Origin of the sequence: Streptomyces sp. NPDC091412 (assembly GCF_044756885.1) — a bacterium.
GTDB lineage: Bacteria > Actinomycetota > Actinomycetes > Streptomycetales > Streptomycetaceae > Streptomyces.
Genome location: NZ_JBIVTV010000001.1, coordinates 898,703 through 917,822, shown reverse-complemented (window position 1 = coordinate 917,822; position 19,120 = coordinate 898,703). Strand labels below are relative to the sequence as shown.

Here is a 19,120-nt window from a genome sequence, read left to right as displayed (position 1 = left end):
ACGTCCTGTGGGCCATGATCCGTGACGGAGCGCGCTATCACGCTTCACCTCCCGTCACGGCTGCGGCTTGACAACACGATTGGGATGTCCTTCCGATCGGTCGTCTCTGTCGGTCGTCTCGGTCGTGCGACGGTTCGTCGGTCGTCTCGGTCGTGCGACCGTTCAGGGCGCCATGCTGCCGCACCCCCGGCCGCGCGGGCGACCGGGGGTGCGGTGGTGCTTCTCTCCGGCGTACGTCTCGTTTCAGGCGGTGACCGACTCGCCCGGCAGGGACAGGTCCAGATCGACCGAGTGGTCCTCGCCGGGGTGGGTCGCCGCGCTGGCGTGCGGGCCGTGCCCGGCGGCGCGGGCGGCCAGGACGTACGGGCCCCGGGCCGGGACCGCGAGGACGTAGCCGCCGTCCTCGGCGGAGAGCGTGGCGCCCGCCTGGCGGCCGCGGCGGTCGATCAGCGTGACCTTGGCACGGGCGACCGGGGCGCCGCCGGCGTCCAGGACCCGGCCGCGGAAACCGCGCAGGACCGCCTCGGCCCGTGCCAGGTTGGCGTCCTCCTCGCTGCTCGCGCGCAGTCGCGGGCCCGTCGAGAGGTTCGGCCGGGGCAGGCACAGGGCCAGCGCCAGGCCCACGAGGACGGCGGCCGTGGCGATCAGGAAGGAGACGCGGAAGCCGTGCATGGTGGGGATCGCGAGGCCACCGGTGTGGTGCGCGGTGTTGGCCAGCACCATGCCGATCACGGCGCTGGACACCGACGTGCCGATGGACCGCATCAGGGTGTTGAGGCCGTTGGCCGCGCCCGTCTCGGAGGCCGGGACCGCGCCGACGATCAGCGCGGGCAGCGAGGAGTACGCCAGTCCGATGCCGGCGCCCAGGACCACCGAGACGACGACGGTCTGCCAGGCCGCGTTCATCAGGCCGAGGCCGGCGGCGTATCCGACCGCGATGATCAGCAGGCCGATGATCAGGGTGGTCTTCGGGCCGTAGCGGGCGGACAGGCGGGCGTAGACCGGCGCGGTGAACATCATGGTCAGGCCCAGCGGGGCCACGCACAGACCGGCGACGACCATCGACTGACCGAGCCCGTAGCCGGTGGCGGCGGGCAGCTGCAGCAGCTGGGGCAGGACGAGGGAGACGACGTAGAAGCTGACGCCGACCATGATCGAGGCGAGATTGGTCAGCAGCACCTCGCGGCGGGCGGTGGTGCGCAGGTCGACCAGCGGGGCCGCGACGCGCAGCTCCATCAGGCCCCACAGGAGCAGGACGACGACGGCTGCGGCGAACAGGCCGAGCGTGGGGGGCGACGACCAGCCCCAGTCGCTGCCCTTGGTGACGGGCAGCAGGAGCAGGACCAGGCCGCCGGACAGGCCCAGCGCGCCCGGCAGGTCGAAGGAGCCCTCGGCGCGCGTCGGGGACTCCGGTACGACGAGGAGGGTGAGGCCGATGGAGAGGACGCCGAGGCCGGCGGCGCCGTAGAAGAGGCTGTGCCAGTCGGTGTGCTGGGCGACCATGGCCGCGGCGGGCAGGGCGAGACCGCCGCCGACGCCGATCGAGGAACTCATCAGCGCCATGGCGGAGCCGAGCCTCTCGCGCGGCAGCATGTCCCGCATCAGGCCGATGCCGAGCGGGATCGCGCCCATCGCGAAGCCCTGGAGCGTGCGGCCCGCGATCATGGGCAGCAGTGCGGAGGTGAACGCGCTGACCAGCGCGCCGACCACCATCACGGCGAGGCTGGCGATCAGCATGCGGCGCTTGCCGTACAGGTCGCCGAGGCGGCCCATGATCGGCGTGGCCACCGCGCCGGACAGGAGGGTGGAGGTCAGGACCCAGGTGGCGTTGCTGGGCGAGGTGTCCAGCAGGTGCGGCAGGTCCTTGATGACCGGGACGAGCAGGGTCTGCATCACCGCGACGACGATCCCCGCGAAGGCGAGCACCGGGACGACGGCCCCGCTCGCTCTCCGTTCGGGCCGTCCGGTCGTCGTGAGCGTCATCGAGTGGGGCCTCCGGGCCGTGAGGGTGGAACGTGCGGTCATCCGTGCGGAACGGGCGCCGGGTCAACCCCGTAGGCCGAGGCAACTATTCCGATGCTTTGGCGTACTAACGATTTCTTGACCGTTCCGTGGGGATCTGAACGCCCGTCAGGCCGCCTGTGGCTCTGGGGGAGTGGAGGAGAAAAACCAGGGCCGGCCCGGCCGTGGAAGCCCTTCTCAGGGGCCTGGGCGCAGGTGCGGGCGGGGTTTCGCACCGGGCCCGGGGTGAGGCCCTTCCGGCGTCCGCCGCGACCCCGCAGCCGCCGGGACAGCGCCTCTGCCCGGCCCCGCACATAGCCGCTGACCTGGGCTTTCATGGTGTCCGGCCCTAGACTCGACCCACTTGGCCCACTTGGGTACGTCGAATACGGAAGGGGGCCGTATGGAGCGGGACATTCGCACGGTCGACGATGTGCTGGTGCTGCTGGACGGGCTGCTCGCGCCGGACGCCGACCGGTGGACCGGTGGTGCGGCCGGGTGGTGGGACGGGTTCTACGCGGACCGGACCCGGCCGGTGCCGTTCTTCGTGGACAAGCCGGACGAGAACCTCGTCGAGTGGCTGGAGCGGGGGCTGATCGGCGGGCGCCGGGCACTGGACCTGGGCTGCGGGCCGGGGCGCAACGCCCTGTATCTCGCCGAGCGGGGCTTCGAGGTGGACGCGGTCGACCTGTCGCCGCAGGCCATCGGCTGGGCCCGGGAGCGGGCCCGGGAGACGGGGGCCGAGGTGCGGTTCCTGTGCCAGGACGCCTTCGGTTCCGCCGGCTCGCCCCTCACCGGCCCGTACGACCTGGTGTACGACTCCGGCTGCTTCCACCATCTGCCGCCGCACCGCCGGATCAGCCACCTGGCCCTGCTCGACCGGGTCCTGGCCCCCGGCGGTCACCTGGCCCTGACCTGTTTCGCGGCCGGAGCCATGGGCTGCGAGCTGTCCGACGTGGAGCTGTACCGCACCTCCCGGCTGCACGGCGGGCTCGCCTACACGCCCGAGTCGCTGCGGCGGATCTTCGCGGACCTGACGGAGGTGGAGCTGCGCCGGATGCGGGACGAGCCGGAGGAGGCACCGCACTTCGGGGAGGCGTTCCTGTGGGCGGGGCTGTTCCGGCGGGAGCCGGTGTAGCGAACGCCCGGGGCGCGTCCGGGCGGCGGGGTCACAGCCAGCCCTGACGGCGGGCCTCCCGTACGGCCTCCATGCGGTTGCGGGTGCCGGTCTTGCCGATCGCGGCGGACAGGTAGTTGCGGACGGTGGACTCCGACAGGTGCAGCTTCGCGGCGACGTCGGCGACGGTCGCCCCGTCGGCGGAGGCCCTCAGCACATCGCACTCGCGGGCGGTGAGCGGACTGGGGCCCGCGCTGAGGGCGGCCGCGGCGAGCGCCGGGTCGACCACCGTCTCCCCGGCGAGCACCCGGCGGATCGCGGCCGCCAGTTCCTCCACCGGCCCGTCCTTGACCAGGAAGCCCCCGGCCCCGGCCTCCATGGCCCGGCGCAGATAGCCGGGCCGTCCGAAGGTGGTCAGGATCAGCACCCGGCAGCCGGGAGCCTGCTCGCGCAACTCGGCGGCGGCGTCCAGACCGCTCATCCCGGGCAGTTCGATGTCCAGCAGCGCCACGTCGGGGCGGTGGGTCAGCGCGGCGTCCACGATGGCGTCGCCCGCCGAGACCTGGGCGACGACCTCCATGTCGTCCTCCATGCCGAGCAGCAGGGCGAGCGCGCCCCGCATCATCTGCTGGTCCTCCGCGAGAAGGAGGCGGATGATCTTGTCGGGCCGGCGGTCCCCAGGCATCTCGTTCACGGGCCAAGGGTATTGACTCGGCGCCCCACGGGCGGGGCGCGCGGGCCGGTCACCTCGACGACGAGCCGAGCCGGACGCCGTCCTCCACCGGTTCCCCGCTGTCCACGGGCACCTCGGCGGTCACCGTGAAACCGCCGCGGGGCGAGGGGCCGGCCCGCAGCGAACCGCCCGCCGTCGTGAGACGTTCGGTCAGCCCCTTCAGACCGGTGCCGCCCACCCCGGCCGGGTCCGCGTCCCCGGTCGGACCGGCGGACGTGGCGTACCCGTTGTCGACGACGGTCAGCCGGGCCCGCCCGGCCGTGCCGGTGACGCTGATCTCGCAGCGGCTCGCGCCGCTGTGCCGTACGGCGTTGGTGACCGCCTCGCGCACCACCCAGCCCAGCAGCGCCTCGGCCTCCGGCGTCAGCGGAGGGCCCGACCGGCGCACCACGGGCTCGATGCCGGCGGCGGTCAGCGCCGAGCGGGCCCGGTCCAGTTCCGCGCCGAGGCCGCCGTCGCGGTAGCCGGTGACCGCCTCGCGGATCTCGGTGAGCGCCTGCCGCCCGACGGACTCGATGTCGGTGATCTGCGTCAGCGCCGCCCCCATGTCGCGGGGCGCCAGCCGCCGGGCCGCCTCCGACTTCACCACGATCACCGACAGCGTGTGGCCGAGCAGGTCGTGCAGGTCCCGGGAGAAGCGCAGCCGCTCCTCCTCCACCGCGCGGCGGGCCAGCTCCTCACGGGCGGCGCGCAGTTCCCGCACGGCGTCGGACAGGCTGAGGATCACCGCCGTCACCACCGTCGACAGGAACGTGCCGTAACCGATGTTGATCCCGTTCCAGCCCTCGCGCAGCCCGGCGACGACCCCCGCGAACAGGCCAAGACCCACACCGATCCGGCCGAGCAGCGGCCCGCGCAGGGCCGCGCCCGTCGCCAGGCCGAACAGCGGCAGGAACAGCAGCCAGGTGCCGCCGTATCCGATGGCCAGACCGCACGTCACCAGGAACAGCAGCAGCAGCGCGAGGCGGGTGGAGCGGGCCGTGCGCGCTCGTTTGTCGAAGGCGCGGAGCACCACGTAGATGTAGAGGGAGTTGAAGGCCAGCAGGCCCAGGCCGCCGATCCACGGGTTGGCGGTCTTGCCCTGGAAGAGGTGCGAGAAGGCGCCCATCCCCATCAGCAGCCAGGGCAGCAGGGAGAAGCCGGTGGGCGGCGGCCCCGGGTACTCGGACTCCCGCCCGCCCCCGCGCCCCATCCGGTGTTCCACGCGGCAGGAGATCCTGCGTGACCAGTTCATGTTCGCGCTCCCCTATCAGACCTTGCCGGCATGACGGCGGTAGGACAGCACAGCGTACGAACCGAACAGCGACAGCCAGCCCGCCAGCACGAGGATGGCACCCGCCGCCGGGGCGTGGCCCTGCGTGACCGACACGCCGAGTTCGGCGATCCCGCGCGTGGGCGTGTACCCGGACAGGGTGCGCAACCAGCGTGGGAACAGCTCGACGGGGAACCACAGGCCGCCCAGCACCGCGAGCCCCAGGTTGCACACCATGTTGACCACGCCCGTGGTCTGCGCGGTCCGCCCGTAGCCGTTGCCCAGGCCGAGCAGCGTGAACGGGATCGAGCCGAGCCACAGCAGCAGCGCCGTCGAAGCCCACTGCCACGCCGCCAGCCGTACGCCGTTGAGCAGGCCGCCCGCCAGCAGCACCGCGCAGATCGCGGGCAGCACGGTCACCGAGGCGGTCAGCGCCCGACCGGCGACGACCTGGCGCGGGGTCATCGGGGTCAGCCTCAGCTGCCGCAGCCAGCCGACCGTACGGTCCTCGGCGACCCCGCCGCCGGTGTTGAGGGCCGAGCCGACCGCGCCGTAGGCGGCCATGCCGACCATGGAGGCGGTCCGCCAGCCCCGGTCGGCGCCGTCGCCGAGGTTGGTGAACAGCAGGTACATCATCACCGGCATCGCGATCCCGCCGATCACGAAGCCCGTGTCGCGCAGGGTGCGGCGCACCTCCAGCCGCAGGTAGTCGAATATGTCGCGCATCACGCCGCCTCCCATTCGCGCTCCGTGGCCGCACGCGCGCCCGTCAGGGCCAGGAACGCGTCGTCCAGTGAGGCCGGTGCGACCTCCAGTCCGTGCACGGCACCCAGTCCGACCAGGGCGATCACGGTCGCGTCCGGGTCGTCGGTGCGCAGCCGCGCCCGGTCCCCGCGCACCTCCAGCGACCGCACGCCGGGCAGGAGTTCCAGGCCCTCGGTGCCCCGCCCGGCCAGGTCGAAGGCGACCAGGCCGCCGCCCGCCGCCCGCCGCAGTTCCTCGCCGGTGCCGTCGGCGACCAGCCGGCCGTGGTCCAGGACGAGGATCCGGTCGGCGTGGGCGTCGGCCTCCTCCAGGTAGTGCGTGGAGAACAGCACCGTGCGACCCCCGCGCGCGTAGGCCCCCATCGCGTCCCAGAAGGCGTGGCGCGCCTCCACGTCCAGGGCCGCCGTCGGCTCGTCCAGCACGAGCAGCGCGGGGTTGCCGGCCACCGCGACCGCGAACCGCACCCGCTGTGTCTGGCCGCCGGAGAGCCGGTCCACCCGTCGTCCGGCCAGGTGGGCGATCCCGGCCAGCTCCAGGGCGCGGGCGACGGACAGCGGCGCGGGGTAGCGGCCGGCCACGAAGGTCACCAGCTCGCGGACGGTGACCCGGGGGACCGCCCGCGCCTCCTGGAGCATGGCGCCGACCAGACCGGCGCGCACCGCCCGTTCGGGCGGCCCGCCGAACAGCTCGACCGTGCCCGCGTCGGGCGGGTGCAGGCCGAGCAGCAGCGAGATCGCCGTCGACTTGCCGGCGCCGTTGAGGCCGAGCAGGGCCACCGTCTCGCCCCGCTCGATGGTCAGGTCGACGCCGTCGACGGCGCGCACGGCGCCGAAGGCCTTGACCGCCCGTGTGAAGGACACAGCACGTCCCGTCTGTGTCATGTCTGCGACCTGTGTCATGTCTACGACGGTACGAACTCCCGTGCCGCGCCCGGCAGATGCGCTTGTACGGACTCCGGCAGGACAAATGTCACGGCCGACGGACCCACGTCCTGCCTGTCTGACGGGGCATCAGGTTTCTTCACAGCCGAAGAGCGCTGGGCTATACAGGGGAGTGCCAGGAGACTCTGATTCCGGAGACCCATGCCCATCGACGCAGCCCAGGCCCTCGCCGCCGAACCCCGTACCGTCGAGATCTCCTGGACTCCCAGGGACGTCCTGCTCTACCACCTCGGGATCGGCGCGGGCCTGCCGGCCACCGACCCCGCCGAACTGCGCTACACCCTGGAGACGCGGCTGCACGTCCTGCCGAGCTTCGCCACCGTCGCAGGCGGCGGTTCGCCCGGCGTGATCAGAGGCCTGTCCATGCCCGGCGTCGACGTCGACCTCGCCCGCGTCCTGCACGGCGGCCAGTCGCTGACCGTGCACCGCCCCCTCCCCGTGGCGGCCACCGCCACCGCCACCAGCCGCATCGTCGCCGTCCACGACAAGGGCACGGCGGCCGTCCTGGTCATGCGCACCGAGGTCGCCGACGGCGACGGCCCGCTGTGGACCGATGACGCGGAGATCTTCGTCCAGGGCGAGGGCGGCTGGGGCGGCGACCGAGGTCCCTCCGCCCGCCACGCCGAGCCGGCCGGCGAGCCGGACCGCACCGTCGAGCGGACGGTCCGCGAGGACCAGGCACTGCTCTACCGTCTGAGCGGCGACGGCAACCCGCTGCACGCCGACCCGGAGTTCGCCGAGCGTGCTGGCTTCGAGCGGCCCATCCTGCACGGGCTGTGCACCTACGGCATGACCGTCAAGGCGGTCGTCGACACACTGTTCGGCGGGGACGTGACCCGCGTACGGTCCTGCACCACGCGTTTCGCCGGGGTGGTGTACCCGGGCGAGACCCTGCGCATCCGCATGTGGCGGCGGGAGGGCGGGGTCCAAGTGACGGTGGGCGCCGTCGAACGGGACGACGCGCCGGTGCTGACCGGCACGATCGTCGGCCACGGCTGACACGAAACGGCCCCGCCCGTCAGCAGACGGGCGGGGCCGTTTCGTTCGACGTGCAGTCAGGCCGCCGATTCGTTCTGCTCCGCAGGCCTGCGGTGGCGGCCGCTGGGTGCGGCCTCACCGTCGCCGACCGAAACCGGACCCCGGTGCTTTCCGTGACCCGCGGACTCTTCGACGTCGGCGGCGGACGGCTGGGTCGTGCTGGCGTCGCTCATCGGAAGAAATTCACCCCGTCAACAATGATCTTTCGTACAGCCGGGCGAGTCTAACCGGCACACCTCGGGTCGAATCCAGCCGGGCACGCCAACCGGCACTACTTCGTTACAAGCCGTCCCAGCGGGGCCTGTTGAAGCGGAACGGGGCGGGGGCCGTGGGAGGTCGGAGGGCCGGGTTCCGGTGCGGGTTCCGGTGCGGGGGCGGGGGCGGGGGCGGAGTGCGGGCTGGGTACGGATTCGTCTTCGGGGCCGAGGCCGGGGCCGGGGCCGGTGTGAGGTCCGGGGACGGGGTGAGGTCCGGGGACGGGGTGAGGTCCGGGGACGGGGTGAGATCCGGGGCCGGGGTGAGGTCCGGGGACGGGGGATCCGGCGTGCGGTGGGGCTTCGTGAGCGGGGTGGGGCCCGGGTCCGGGGCCGATGCGGAATCCGGTTCCGAGTGTGGTGTGGGTTCTGGCTCTGGGTGCGAGGTGGTGGTGCGGGCCGGGCTCGCGCGGGGCGGGGGGCCCGCTCTCGGGCCCGACGGGCGGCCCGGCCTCGGGCGTGGCGTAAGAGGCGGCTTCGGGACCGGCGTGGGGGCCGGCTTCGGGAATGGCCTTGGGTGTGGCGTGGGGGCCAGCTTCGGGTGCGGGGTGCGGTCCGATTCCGGGTGTGGCGTAGGACCTGGGTTCGGTTTGCGGTCCGGGAACGGCGGGTGGTCCGGGTTCGGTTCGTGGTCCGGAGTCCGTCTTCACCCCGCTCGGCGGGTCCACGGTGACGGCGGCTGCCCCGGAGCGTGCCGCGTGCTCGGCCAGCGGCGCGGTGTCGGCGTGCAGGCCGCTCTTGCCGAGTGGTCCGGAGTCGGCGGGTGGGGCGGATCCGGCGGGTGGTCCGGGTTCGGTTCGTGGTCCGGAGCCCGCCATCATCCCGCTCGGCGGGTCCACGGTGACGACGGTCGCCCCGGAGCGTGCCGCGTGCTCGGCCAGCGGCGCGGTGTCGGCGTGCAGGCCGCTCTTGCCGAGTGGTCCGGAGTCGGCGGGTGGGGCGGATCCGGCGGGCGGTCCAGGTTCGGTGCGTGGTCCGGAGTCGGCGGGTGGGGCGGATTCGGCTTGTGGTCCGGGCTCGGTTCCGGGCCGTGGTCCGGGTACCGTCGCCCGGTCCGGCGCGTCGGGCGGGACGGGGACCGGGATGCGCGTCCCCGCCCCCGCCGGTCCCGGTCCCGGCTCCGACTGCCTCGTCGGAGCCGTCCACCGCGCCACACCGCACGGCACCGCGCTCGTGGCGTAGGGCAGACGAAGTACGCCGTCGCCGGTCCACAGTCCGGACCCGGCCAGCCACCCCTCGGGCGCGGGGAGATGACGTACCTGCCGCTCGGCGGGCCGCCACACGGCCACCCAGCTGCCGGCCGCGCCGTCGCAGCGCAGCGCCACCCCGCACTGCTCCGGGGTGAGCACCTGCCCCGGCTGGATCGCGAACGGCGTCACCACGCAGTCCGGCAGCCGGAGGCTCTCCGGGAAACGCACCGGGTGCGTGCTGCCCAGCACGCCCCAGCCCAGCCGTTGCCGGCCGGGGGAGGGGGCGTCCGAGCGGATCAGCAGAAGTCCGCTGTCGGGGTCGGCGAGCAGCAGCCGGTCGTCGCTGCCGGCCGCGATCTGGAGCAGTGGCGACGTCTCGCCGCCGCGCTCCAGGTCCACCACGACCGCCTTGGTGCGCCCACCGGTCTCCCGGTCCAGGGCCAGCATCCGCCCGGCGCGGTCCAGCCAGACCCCGCCCGAGCAGCGGCCCGGCACCTCGGCCAGGTGCTCGGGCCCGAAGGCGCCGCCCACCACCAGCCACACCGCCGAGGACCGCTGGCCCACGGCGAGCGCGTAGGCCCGCTCGCCGCCGGGCGCCGGGGGCAGCAGCCGCAGCCCGGTGCCCTCCGGGCACTCGATCGCGCCGAGCGGCAGCTCGCCGGTGCCCGGTCCGGTCGGATACAGCAGCGAGAAGGTGTGCCGGCCGTCCACCAGCCGCCGGATCAGCACCCGGCCGTCGCCCATCGGCAGCACCTCCGTGCCGGGCTCCTCGGGCTGGTTGCCGGGCAGCGGCACCGCGTACGGCTCGGGGCCGTCCAGCGTCCAGCGCTCCGGGTACCAGGAGTCGCCGCTGCGTGCGAGCCGGGCGGCGTAGGCACCGTCCGTCGTGATCGTGCAGCCCGCCCGCGGGGTACCGCCGTCCTCGCCGGCCGCCGAAGTCTCGACAATGCAGGCTGTCATCGTTCGGTCACCTCCTGCCAGGACGGTAGTTTTCCTACACACACCGGACGGACCGGCGGGCGGCTGCTTCACACATACGGGTGGCCGAAAAACGATTCGCCTGTGGAAACCGAGACCGATGTGCTGGACGGCCCCGGTCCGGACGTGGGGCGACGGCACCGGTTCAGCCGCGGCGAACACCCAGGTAGCCTTGCACCCGTGCCCCGTCTGTCTGAAGTCATCGCCGCGCTGGAGAACCTGTGGCCCGCCGAGCGGGCCGAGTCCTGGGACGCGGTCGGCACCGTCGTGGGCGACCCGGAGCAGGAGGTCGGCCGGGTCCTGTTCGCCGTCGACCCGGTCCAGGAGATCGTCGACGAGGCGGTGAAGCTGGGCGCGGACCTGCTGGTCACCCACCATCCGCTCTACCTGCGCGGTACGACGACCGTGGCGGCCTCCACCTTCAAGGGCCGCGTGGTGCACACCCTGATCAAGAACGACATCGCCCTGCACGTGGCCCACACCAACGCGGACACCGCCGACCCGGGAGTCTCCGACGCCCTGGCCGGGGCGCTGGACCTCAGGGTCGTACGCCCGCTGGTGCCGGACGCCACCGACCCGGAGGGACGCCGGGGTCTGGGCCGGGTCTGCGAGCTGGACCACCCGCTGACCCTGCGTGAACTCGCGGCCCGCGCCGCCGAGCGGCTGCCCGCCACCGCGCAGGGCATCCGCGCGGCCGGCGACCCGGAGGCGCTCGTCCGCACGGTCGCCGTCAGCGGCGGCTCCGGCGACAGCCTCTTCGACGACGTACGGGCGGCCGGCGTCGACGCCTTCCTCACCGCGGACCTGCGCCACCACCCGGCCTCCGAGTTCATCGCGGACCGCGCCCACAGCCCCCTCGCGCTGCTCGACGCGGCGCACTGGGCCACCGAGTGGCCCTGGTGCGAGCTGGCCGCCGCCCAGCTCGACGAGATCTCCGACCGGAACGGATGGGGCCTGCGGGTCCACGTCTCCAAGACGGTCACCGACCCCTGGACCGCCCACGCGGCGTCCGCCACCCTTCCGAAGAGCGCTTCGCGCGCCCCTTCCTCTACTTCCTCTACTAGCTAACGGGAGCCCCCAACTGAACGCCGCGCCCGCCGACCAGATCCGACTCCTCGACGTCCAGGCCCTCGACGTCCGCCTCCAGCAGCTGGCCCACAAGCGGAAGTCGCTCCCCGAGCACGCCGAGATCGAGTCGCTGAACCGGGACCTCACGCAGCTGCGCGACCTTCTGGTCGCCGCGCAGACCGAGGAGAGCGACTGCGCCCGCGAGCAGACCAAGGCCGAGCAGGACGTGGACCAGGTGCGCAAGCGCGCCGTCCGTGACCAGCAGCGCCTCGACTCCGGCGCGATCACCTCGCCCAAGGACCTGTCGAACCTCCAGCACGAGATCGTGTCCCTCGCCAAGCGGCAGGGCGACCTGGAGGACGTCGTCCTGGAGGTCATGGAGCGCCGCGAGTCCGCGCAGGAGCGGGTCACCGAGCTGACCGGGCGCGTCGCCTCCGTCCAGGCGAAGGCCGACGACGCGACCGCGCGCCGGGACGCGGCTTTCGAGGAGATCGACGGCGAGGTGGCGTCCGTGACGAAGGAGCGCGAGGTCATCGCCGGCGCCGTCCCCGCGGACCTGCTGAAGCTCTACGACAAGCTGCGCGAGCAGCAGGGCGGCATCGGCGCGGCCAAGCTGTACCAGCGCACCTGCCAGGGCTGCCGGCAGGAGCTCGCCATCACCGAGCTGAGCGAGATCCGCGCCGCCGCCCCCGACACGGTCGTACGCTGCGAGAACTGCCGCCGCATCCTGGTGCGCACCGCCGAGTCCGGTCTGTAGGCGGGTCTCCGGTCGGGTCGGTGGTCGCGTCTGTAGACGGTCGGTAAGGAGCGAGCGGCGTGCGGGAGTTCATCGTCGAGGCCGACGGCGGGTCGCGGGGCAATCCGGGGCCCGCGGGCTACGGCGCGGTGGTGCTCGACGCGGCGACGGGGGAGACCCTGGCCGAACACGCGGAGTACCTGGGCGTGGTCACGAACAACGTGGCCGAGTACCGGGGCCTGCTGGCCGGCCTGCGCGCCGCGCACGCCCTGGACCCGTCGGCGGCCGTGCACGTCCGCATGGACTCCAAGCTCGTCGTCGAGCAGATGTCGGGCCGCTGGAAGATCAAGCACCCCGACCTGAAGCCGCTCGCGACGGCGGCGGCCCGGGAGTTCCCGGCCGACCGGGTCACCTACGAGTGGATCCCCCGCGAGCGCAACAAGCAGGCCGACCGCCTGGCCAACGAGGCGATGGACGCGGGCGCCCGCGGCGAGCAGTGGTCCGGTCCGTCCCTGGACGCGTTGGGCGGCCCGAGCGGTGGCCCGGTCCCCGGCACCGGTACGGACGCCTCGTCGATCTTCGGGAGTCCCGCTTCCGCCGACACCGGCGCGGGCGCCGACGTCCGGGCTGCGCGTGCCGCCGCCGCTGGTGGCGGCACGGCTTCCGGTGCCGGTGGAGGCCCGGGGCCCGCTGGGGCGGTCGCCACACCCGGCTGGGCGCCCGCCGATCTCGGTGCGCCCGCCACCTTCGTGCTGCTGCGGCACGGAGAGACGCCGCTGACGCCGCAGAAGCGTTTCTCGGGCAGTGGCGGCACCGATCCGTCGCTGTCCGGCGTGGGCCGCGAGCAGGCCGAGAAGGTCGCGGCGGCGCTCGCCCGGCGCGGCACCATCCAGGCCGTCGTGTCCTCGCCGCTCGCCCGCACCCGCGAGACCGCCGGTGCCGTCGCCGCCCGCCTCGGTCTCGACGTGACCGTGGAGGAAGGCCTGCGCGAGACCGACTTCGGTGCCTGGGAGGGGCTCACGTTCGGCGAGGTGCGCGAGCGCTACCCGGACGACCTGAACGCCTGGCTGGCCTCCCCGGACGCCGAACCCACCGGCGGCGGCGAGAGTTTCGCGGCCACCGCGGTCCGGATCGCCGCCACCCGGGACAAGCTGGTCGCCGCTCACGCGGGCCGCACGGTGCTGCTCGTCACGCACGTGACCCCGATCAAGACGTTCGTCCAACTGGCCCTCGGCGCACCGCCGGAGTCCCTGTTCCGCATGGAGCTGTCGGCGGCGTCCCTGTCGGCGGTGGCGTACTACGCGGACGGCAACGCGAGCGTCCGCCTGTTCAACGACACGTCCCACCTGCGCTGACCGTCACGGCCGCGTGGGCGGGCCGCTCGACCCGGGCCCCGTCCCCGGCGGCCGGCGCCGACGCCGTGGACGACTCCGGCACCATGCCGCGCCCACGACCGCGTCCGGCACCGCGCCGGCGATCGTCCGGGGCGCGTCGATCGCGGCCTCGCGTCCGCGGTGTCGCCTCGATCGCGGGCGGCCCGCCGGCCACCAGCGCCCGTGCCCCGGCGGTACGGCGCCGGGTGGATCCCCGTGTCAGTGGATCCCCGTGTCAGTGGATCTCCGTCACCACCACGTCCAGTGCCCACGGCCGCCCCGCCCTGCCCGGCGGCTCCGCCTCCACCACGTACCCGAGGTCCCGCAGCGCCTCCATCAGTCCGGCCGGGTCCTTCGGGGCGGCCCCCTCGGTCAGCAGGGCGCGCACGATCCGGCCCTTCGTGGCCTTGTTGAAGTGGCTGACCACGGACCGCTTCTCCACCCCGTCCACGATCTGGGAGTGCAGCACCCGCACGGTCGCCGTCCGGCCCGCGACCTCGCCCTTCGGCTTCCACGCCGCCGCGTACGCCGAGGACCGCAGGTCCAGCACCAGACCGTCACCGGCCGCCTCGGGCAGCACCGAGGCCATCGGCGTACGCCAGTACGCGGCCAGCGCGCCCGGTCCGGGCAGCTTCACACCCATCGAGCAGCGGTAGGAGGGGATCCGGTCGGTCACCCGCACCGCACCCCACAGCCCGGAGAAGACCAGCAGCGAACGTGCGGCGCGCCGTTTGGCCGACGGGTTGAGGGAGGCGAGGTCCAGGGCGTCGTAGAGCACACCGGTGTAGATCTCCCCGGCGGGCCGCGTCCCCGCCGTGCGCAGCCCGGCGTTCTTGGCGACCTCGCCGCGCAGGCCCTCGCTCAGTCCGAGCACCTCGCGTGCCTTCTCCTCGTCCCCGGTGCACAGCTCCACCAGCTCCGTCAGCACCGTCTCGCGGGCGGCGGCCAGCCCCGGCAGCGACAGCGACTCGGGCCTCAGCGGGGCGCCGCGGCCGGCGGCGGCCTTGCCTTCGGACGGGGGCAGCAGCACAAGCACGGGGGTTGCTCCTTCGGGTAGCGCTCCGCGACAGCGTACGGCGTGCCGTCCGTGCGCCTCCGCCCTACGCTCGCTGTATGCCCCGTCGCCCGCTCCGCGCGACCGGCGCCCCCGAAGGACTCCTGAGGGCCGCCCTCGCCGCACTGCGCACCACGCTCGGCGTGCCCGGAGGCTTCCCGCCCGCGGTGCTCGCCGAGGCGGAACGGGCCGCACGGGACCCCGCCCTCCCCCTGCACGACGCCACCGACATCCCGTTCTTCACCCTCGACCCGCCCGGCTCCGCCGACCCCGACGGGACCGGCCTCGACCGGGCGACGCACCTGTCCCGCCGGGGCGGCGGCTACCGCGTCCGCTGCGCCGTCGCCGACGTGGCCGCCTTCGTCGTACCGTCGGGCGCCGTGGACGCCGAGACGCACCGGCGGGCGAGCACCCTGTACCTCCCCGACAGCCCGGTCCCGCTGCACCCGGCCGTCCTGGGCCGGGGTGCCGTGAGCCTGCTGCCCGGGCAGACCCGGCCCGCCGTGCTGTGGACGGTCGACCTGGACGCGGAGGGCCGCACGCGGGCCGTCGACGTCCGCCGCGCCCTGGTCCGCAGCCGGGCACAGCTGGACCGCGCCGGGGTGCAGAAGGAGATCGACGCCGGGACCGCCGACGAACCGGTCGCGCTGCTCCAGGACGTGGGGCGGCTGCGGGAGCGGCTGGAGGCCGAGCGCGGCGGCATCTCGCTCGTGGTGCCCGAGCTGGAGGTCGTGGAGCATCCGGCGGACGTGCCCGGGGGCCGCGCGTACGAGCAGGCGTACCACGCCCCTCTCCCGGCCGACCGCTGGAACGCCCAGCTCTCCCTGCTCACCGGCATGGCCGCCGCCGAACTGATGCTGGCCCACGGCACCGGCGTGCTGCGCACCCTGCCGGCCGCCCCCGACGGCGCGGTCGGCCGGCTGCGGCGCAGCGCGCACGCCCTGCGCGTCGACTGGCCGCACCACGTGTCGTACGCCGCCCTGCTGCGCACCCTTGACGCGGACCGGCCGCGGCACGCGGCCTTCCTGAGGGAGTGCGCGACCCTGCTGAGCGGCGCCGGCTACACCGTCTTCCGGGACGGCGGGCTCCCGGCGATCACCACGCACGCCGCCGTCGCCGCGCCCTACGCGCACTGCACGGCACCCCTGAGCCGTCTCGCCGACCGGTACGCCACCGAGATCTGCCTGGCCGCCGCGGCCGGCCGGGACGTGCCCGAGTGGGTGCTCGCCGCGCTGGACACGCTGCCGGAACGGATGGCCGAGGGCGCCCGGCGCGCGGCCGCCGTGGAGCGGGAGTGCCTGGACGTGGTGGAGGCCGCGCTGCTGAAGGACCGCGTCGGCGAACTCTTCGACGGCTGTGTGATCGACGTCGACGAGCACCGCCCCACCACCGGCACCGTCCACGTGGAGTCCCCGGCCGTCGTCGCCCGCGTCGAGGACGGCACCGCACCACTGCCGCTGGGCGAACGGCTCAGGCTCCGGCTCACCCGGGCCGACCCGTCCGCCCCACCACCGGCGAGGGTGCGCTTCACCCCCGCGTGAGCGCCCGCACGAGCACCCCGGCGTCCTCGGCGTGGAACCGCACGAGCCGCACCCACCTGCGCCTGCCGAGGGAGGTGACGTCCACCAAGCCGGAGGCCGACCGCGAGGCCAAGCGCCGCCGCTACGCGCGAGAGGGCATCCCCCTCTACCTGCTCGTCGATCGCGAAGCCTCCATGGTCACGCTGTTCAGCGAGCCGGAGAAGGACGACTGTCTACGGCTGCTCAAGCGCTCATTCGGCGATCCTCTGTCTCTCCCCGAGCCCTTCGCCTTCGACCTGGACACCGCAGACTTCCTCTGACCAGGCCGGAAACGGCGCGGTCCGTGCGACCGGTACCATGGTGCCTACGGCAGACGAGCCGGGCGGACGGCCGCGTGGAGCCCCTGGGCTTCCCGAGGAACGTCCGGGCTCCACAGGGCAGGGTGGTGGCTAACGGCCACCCGGGGTGACCCGCGGGACAGTGCCACAGAAAGCAGACCGCCGGGGATCTCGGTCCTCGGTAAGGGTGAAACGGTGGTGTAAGAGACCACCAGTGCCCAGGGTGACCTGGGCAGCTAGGTAAACCCCACTCGGAGCAAGGTCAAAAGGGGCCGCTGTAAAAGGCGCGCTCTGCGCGGACGTTCGAGGGCTGCCCGCCCGAGTCCGCGGGTGGACCGCACGAGGCCGGCGGCAACGCCGGCCCTAGATGGATGGCCGTCGCCCCGGGCTCCGCGAGGAACCCGGGGAACAGAACCCGGCGTACAGCCCGACTCGTCTGCCGCTCCGCTTCCCCCGGGGCGTGCCGTTCTGCCGCCGGCCGGGGTTCCTCTCGGTCGCCGTTTTCTCGGGCGTCGCCGGCCTTGTCGCCGGCGACCTTGCCGTCGTCGTCGTACTCGCCGGATGTCCCAACAGTCTTGGATGGTGGGTGTGTTCGGCTTCGGCTTCCGCGTGGTTGGCTGGAAAGCGGCTGCTGGTGTGCGGAGTTGACGTTTCGGGGACGTTCATTTTTGCAATTTTGACACTTCGTCAACACATTTGGCAGCCTGTGCTTGTGCGTCAGCCCGGTTGAGGTGGTGTCAACTCCCTTATCACAACTGGCCGTTCAGCCGGTCGGTTCGCGACGAACTTGCGTCGTTGGCGGACTGCGCAGCTAGTCAGATCTTCTCGCGCAGAAGGATGGCTAGCATGAGCCAGTACCCGGTCGGAAGATCGTCGTCCTCTTGACGACCCCCTTTCCGGCCTGCGGCCGCCGAGTGTCGGCTGCCCCGTTTCTTCTGATCTCATGGACCGAGGGACCGCGGAATGTCAGTGCCTGCACCGCCCAGTCAGCACCGGTCGGCGAAGGCGCCGCACACCTCGTCGACCGCGCCCCTGGTCGTGCTGGTGGTGAGCGCCGCGGCCGCCGGTGCGGCCGTCGCCCTGGCACCGTCCGGCGCCCGCACCTGGGCGCTGACCGTGGCGGCGGTCGCCTGGGTGTGTGTCGCCGCGGTCGTCGTCGTCAGCCACCGGCTCGTCCGCCGGGCCCGGCGCACGGCCGCCGCGCAGGCCTCCGAGACCGGCCGTCTCAAGGCGCAGTCGGCGCAGCTGTCCGCGGAGACCGCGCACCTGGTCAACGTGACGCTGCCCGCCGTGGCCGAGCGGCTGCGGGACGGCACGAGCGCGGTCGACGCGGTGGGCGGCGCGACGCCGCCGTCCGACCCGCAGCTGGGCCGGATCGTGCACACCTTCGCCGACGCCGTCGAGGAGGGCGTACAGCACGCGGCCGCCCTGGACGGCGAGCGGCGGCAGGCCCGGCACGAGCTGAACGAGGCGGCAGCCGCGCTGGAGCGGCTGGCGCAGGAGACGCTGCCCGCCGCGGTCGCCCGGCTGCGCGAGGGCCAGTCCGCCGACACAGTGCTCGCCGAACTCGACCTGCCGCGGCTGCTCATGGTCCGCACCCCGACCGAGTCGTTCATCCGCGAACTCGCCCACAGCGAGCGGCGCGCCGCCGCGGCACAGGCCGCCTCCGCCAAGGCGCTCAGCCGCGTCCAGGCCAAGTCCGTCAGCATGCTCGCCGACCTGCGGGAGATGCAGGAACGACACGGCGAGGAGGTCTTCGGCGACCTGCTGAAGCTGGACCACAGCACCTCCCAGCTCGGCCTGATGACCGACCGGCTGGCGCTGCTCATGGGCGGCCGGTCCAGCCGCGCCTGGAACAAGCCGATCGTGATGGAGAGCATCCTGCGCGGCGCGGTCGGCCGTATTGCCGCCTATCAGCGGGTGCGCCTGCACTGCTCCACCACCGCCGCGATCTCCGGCTTCGCCGCCGAGGGCGTCATGCATCTGCTCGCCGAGCTGATGGACAACGCCGCGAACTTCTCCCCGCCCATCGACGAAGTGCACGTCTACGTCGAGGACCGCAGCGCCGGCATGGTTGTCACCATCGAGGACAGCGGCCTGAAGATGGCCGACGCGGCGATGCGCCGCGCCGAGGAGGCGGTGTCCGGTCACATGACCGACCTCGCCTCGCTCCAGGGCACCCGGCTCGGCCTCGCCGTGGTCGGACGGCTCGCGGGGAAGTACGGCATCAGCGTCAACTACCGCCCCTCCTCGCGCGGCGGCACCGGCGTCGTCGTCCTGCTGCCGCCGCAACTGCTCGCCCAGCAGCGCGAGTCGGTGTCGCGTGAGGCGACCGGCCGCCCCGCCGCGGGCACCGCGCCCACGCCGGGCCCCGCCCCGGCCGTGGCGCCCGCCCCGGCTCCGGCGCCCGAGGCCACCGCGCGTCCCGACGCCCCGGAGCGGTCCGCCGCCCGGCCGGAGCCGCCCGAACAGGGGGAGCCCCGAAGCGCCACCGACTCCACGCTGAACGGCCTGCCCGTCCGCGCCCCCGGCCGCACCATGGCCGAGGCGGAACGGGAGCGCGAGCAGCGCCGGTCGGCGTCCGACGCGGCATCCGGGGCGGCGTCCGAGGCAGCGGACGGAGCGGGCCCGGAGCAGCGTCCGGCACGCGACGCCGGTTCACGGTTCGGCGCCTTCCACCGCGGGCGCCGGTCCGCGGGCGGCACCGCCGGACCGGATGCCCGGCCCGGGTCCGAGCCGCCGGCCGCCCCGTAGCCGCCCCC

14 protein-coding genes, 1 other RNA gene and 2 pseudogenes are annotated in these 19,120 nt (G+C 73.9%); 9 read left to right on the top strand and 8 right to left on the bottom strand.

The window, feature by feature from the left end; all coding sequences use genetic code 11:
- Positions 1-243 precede the first annotated feature (243 nt).
- A complete protein-coding gene (locus ACIQMV_RS04125) occupies positions 244-1,983 on the bottom strand; it encodes an MFS transporter (RefSeq protein WP_402590952.1) in 1,740 nt (579 codons plus the stop codon).
- A gap of 421 nt (positions 1,984-2,404) precedes the next feature.
- Here ACIQMV_RS04125 and ACIQMV_RS04120 point away from each other — a divergent pair, with 421 nt between their 5' ends.
- Positions 2,405-3,139, top strand: a complete 735-nt coding sequence (locus ACIQMV_RS04120; RefSeq protein ID WP_402590950.1) for a class I SAM-dependent methyltransferase — start codon at positions 2,405-2,407, stop codon at positions 3,137-3,139.
- 31 nt (positions 3,140-3,170) lie between these two features.
- Here ACIQMV_RS04120 and ACIQMV_RS04115 read toward each other — a convergent pair whose 3' ends face one another.
- Genes ACIQMV_RS04115 through ACIQMV_RS04100 form a run of 4 tightly spaced genes read right to left on the bottom strand, consistent with a single transcriptional unit; the run spans position 3,171 to position 6,767 of the window.
- Positions 3,171-3,803 (bottom strand): response regulator, encoded by a 633-nt coding sequence (locus tag ACIQMV_RS04115; RefSeq protein ID WP_402590977.1) that lies wholly within the window; start codon positions 3,801-3,803, stop codon positions 3,171-3,173.
- Between the two features lie 58 nt (positions 3,804-3,861).
- Positions 3,862-5,085: a sensor histidine kinase gene (locus ACIQMV_RS04110; protein ID WP_402590948.1), complete on the bottom strand. Its 1,224-nt coding sequence runs from the start codon at positions 5,083-5,085 to the stop codon at positions 3,862-3,864.
- A 15-nt stretch (positions 5,086-5,100) separates the two neighbouring features.
- Entirely contained in the window at positions 5,101-5,820 is a 720-nt protein-coding gene (locus ACIQMV_RS04105; RefSeq protein ID WP_402590976.1) for an ABC transporter permease, read from the bottom strand.
- An 8-nt stretch (positions 5,821-5,828) separates the two neighbouring features.
- Positions 5,829-6,767, bottom strand: a complete 939-nt coding sequence (locus tag ACIQMV_RS04100; protein WP_401771347.1) for an ABC transporter ATP-binding protein — start codon at positions 6,765-6,767, stop codon at positions 5,829-5,831.
- Between the two features lie 183 nt (positions 6,768-6,950).
- On the opposite strand from ACIQMV_RS04100, the gene ACIQMV_RS04095 reads away from it, so the two are divergent.
- Complete coding sequence (locus tag ACIQMV_RS04095; RefSeq protein ID WP_402590945.1) at positions 6,951-7,808, top strand: MaoC/PaaZ C-terminal domain-containing protein; 858 nt, start codon at positions 6,951-6,953, stop codon at positions 7,806-7,808.
- Positions 7,809-7,864: 56 nt separating this feature from the next.
- Here the strand turns inward: ACIQMV_RS04095 and ACIQMV_RS04090 are convergent, their stop codons facing one another.
- Positions 7,865-8,020: a hypothetical protein gene (locus ACIQMV_RS04090; RefSeq protein WP_390827415.1), complete on the bottom strand. Its 156-nt coding sequence runs from the start codon at positions 8,018-8,020 to the stop codon at positions 7,865-7,867.
- A 992-nt stretch (positions 8,021-9,012) separates the two neighbouring features.
- A pseudogene (locus tag ACIQMV_RS04085) lies at positions 9,013-10,251 on the bottom strand (hypothetical protein); the annotation flags it as partial.
- A 198-nt stretch (positions 10,252-10,449) separates the two neighbouring features.
- Here ACIQMV_RS04085 and ACIQMV_RS04080 point away from each other — a divergent pair.
- From ACIQMV_RS04080 to ACIQMV_RS04070, 3 genes are read left to right on the top strand one after another with little or no spacing between them, the layout of a single operon-like run.
- Entirely contained in the window at positions 10,450-11,337 is an 888-nt protein-coding gene (locus ACIQMV_RS04080; protein ID WP_402590943.1) for a Nif3-like dinuclear metal center hexameric protein, read from the top strand.
- Between the two features lie 13 nt (positions 11,338-11,350).
- Positions 11,351-12,094, top strand: coding sequence for a zinc ribbon domain-containing protein (locus ACIQMV_RS04075; RefSeq protein WP_388484179.1), 744 nt, complete (start codon positions 11,351-11,353; stop codon positions 12,092-12,094).
- A 59-nt stretch (positions 12,095-12,153) separates the two neighbouring features.
- Complete coding sequence (locus ACIQMV_RS04070) at positions 12,154-13,428, top strand: bifunctional RNase H/acid phosphatase (RefSeq protein ID WP_402590941.1); 1,275 nt, start codon at positions 12,154-12,156, stop codon at positions 13,426-13,428.
- 253 nt (positions 13,429-13,681) lie between these two features.
- On the opposite strand, the gene yaaA is transcribed toward ACIQMV_RS04070, so the two are convergent.
- Positions 13,682-14,482, bottom strand: a complete 801-nt coding sequence (gene yaaA / locus ACIQMV_RS04065) for a peroxide stress protein YaaA (RefSeq protein WP_402590939.1) — start codon at positions 14,480-14,482, stop codon at positions 13,682-13,684.
- 77 nt (positions 14,483-14,559) lie between these two features.
- Here yaaA and ACIQMV_RS04060 point away from each other — a divergent pair, with 77 nt between their 5' ends.
- From ACIQMV_RS04060 to ACIQMV_RS04045, 4 genes and pseudogenes are all read left to right on the top strand, one after another.
- Positions 14,560-16,041: an RNB domain-containing ribonuclease gene (locus ACIQMV_RS04060; RefSeq protein WP_402590937.1), complete on the top strand. Its 1,482-nt coding sequence runs from the start codon at positions 14,560-14,562 to the stop codon at positions 16,039-16,041.
- Positions 16,042-16,112: 71 nt separating this feature from the next.
- Positions 16,113-16,340, top strand: a pseudogene (locus ACIQMV_RS04055) (Uma2 family endonuclease); the annotation flags it as partial.
- A gap of 54 nt (positions 16,341-16,394) precedes the next feature.
- An RNA gene (gene rnpB, locus ACIQMV_RS04050) (RNase P RNA component class A) lies at positions 16,395-16,797 on the top strand.
- A gap of 524 nt (positions 16,798-17,321) precedes the next feature.
- A complete protein-coding gene (locus ACIQMV_RS04045; protein ID WP_402590936.1) occupies positions 17,322-19,112 on the top strand; it encodes a sensor histidine kinase in 1,791 nt (596 codons plus the stop codon).
- Positions 19,113-19,120 lie beyond the last annotated feature (8 nt).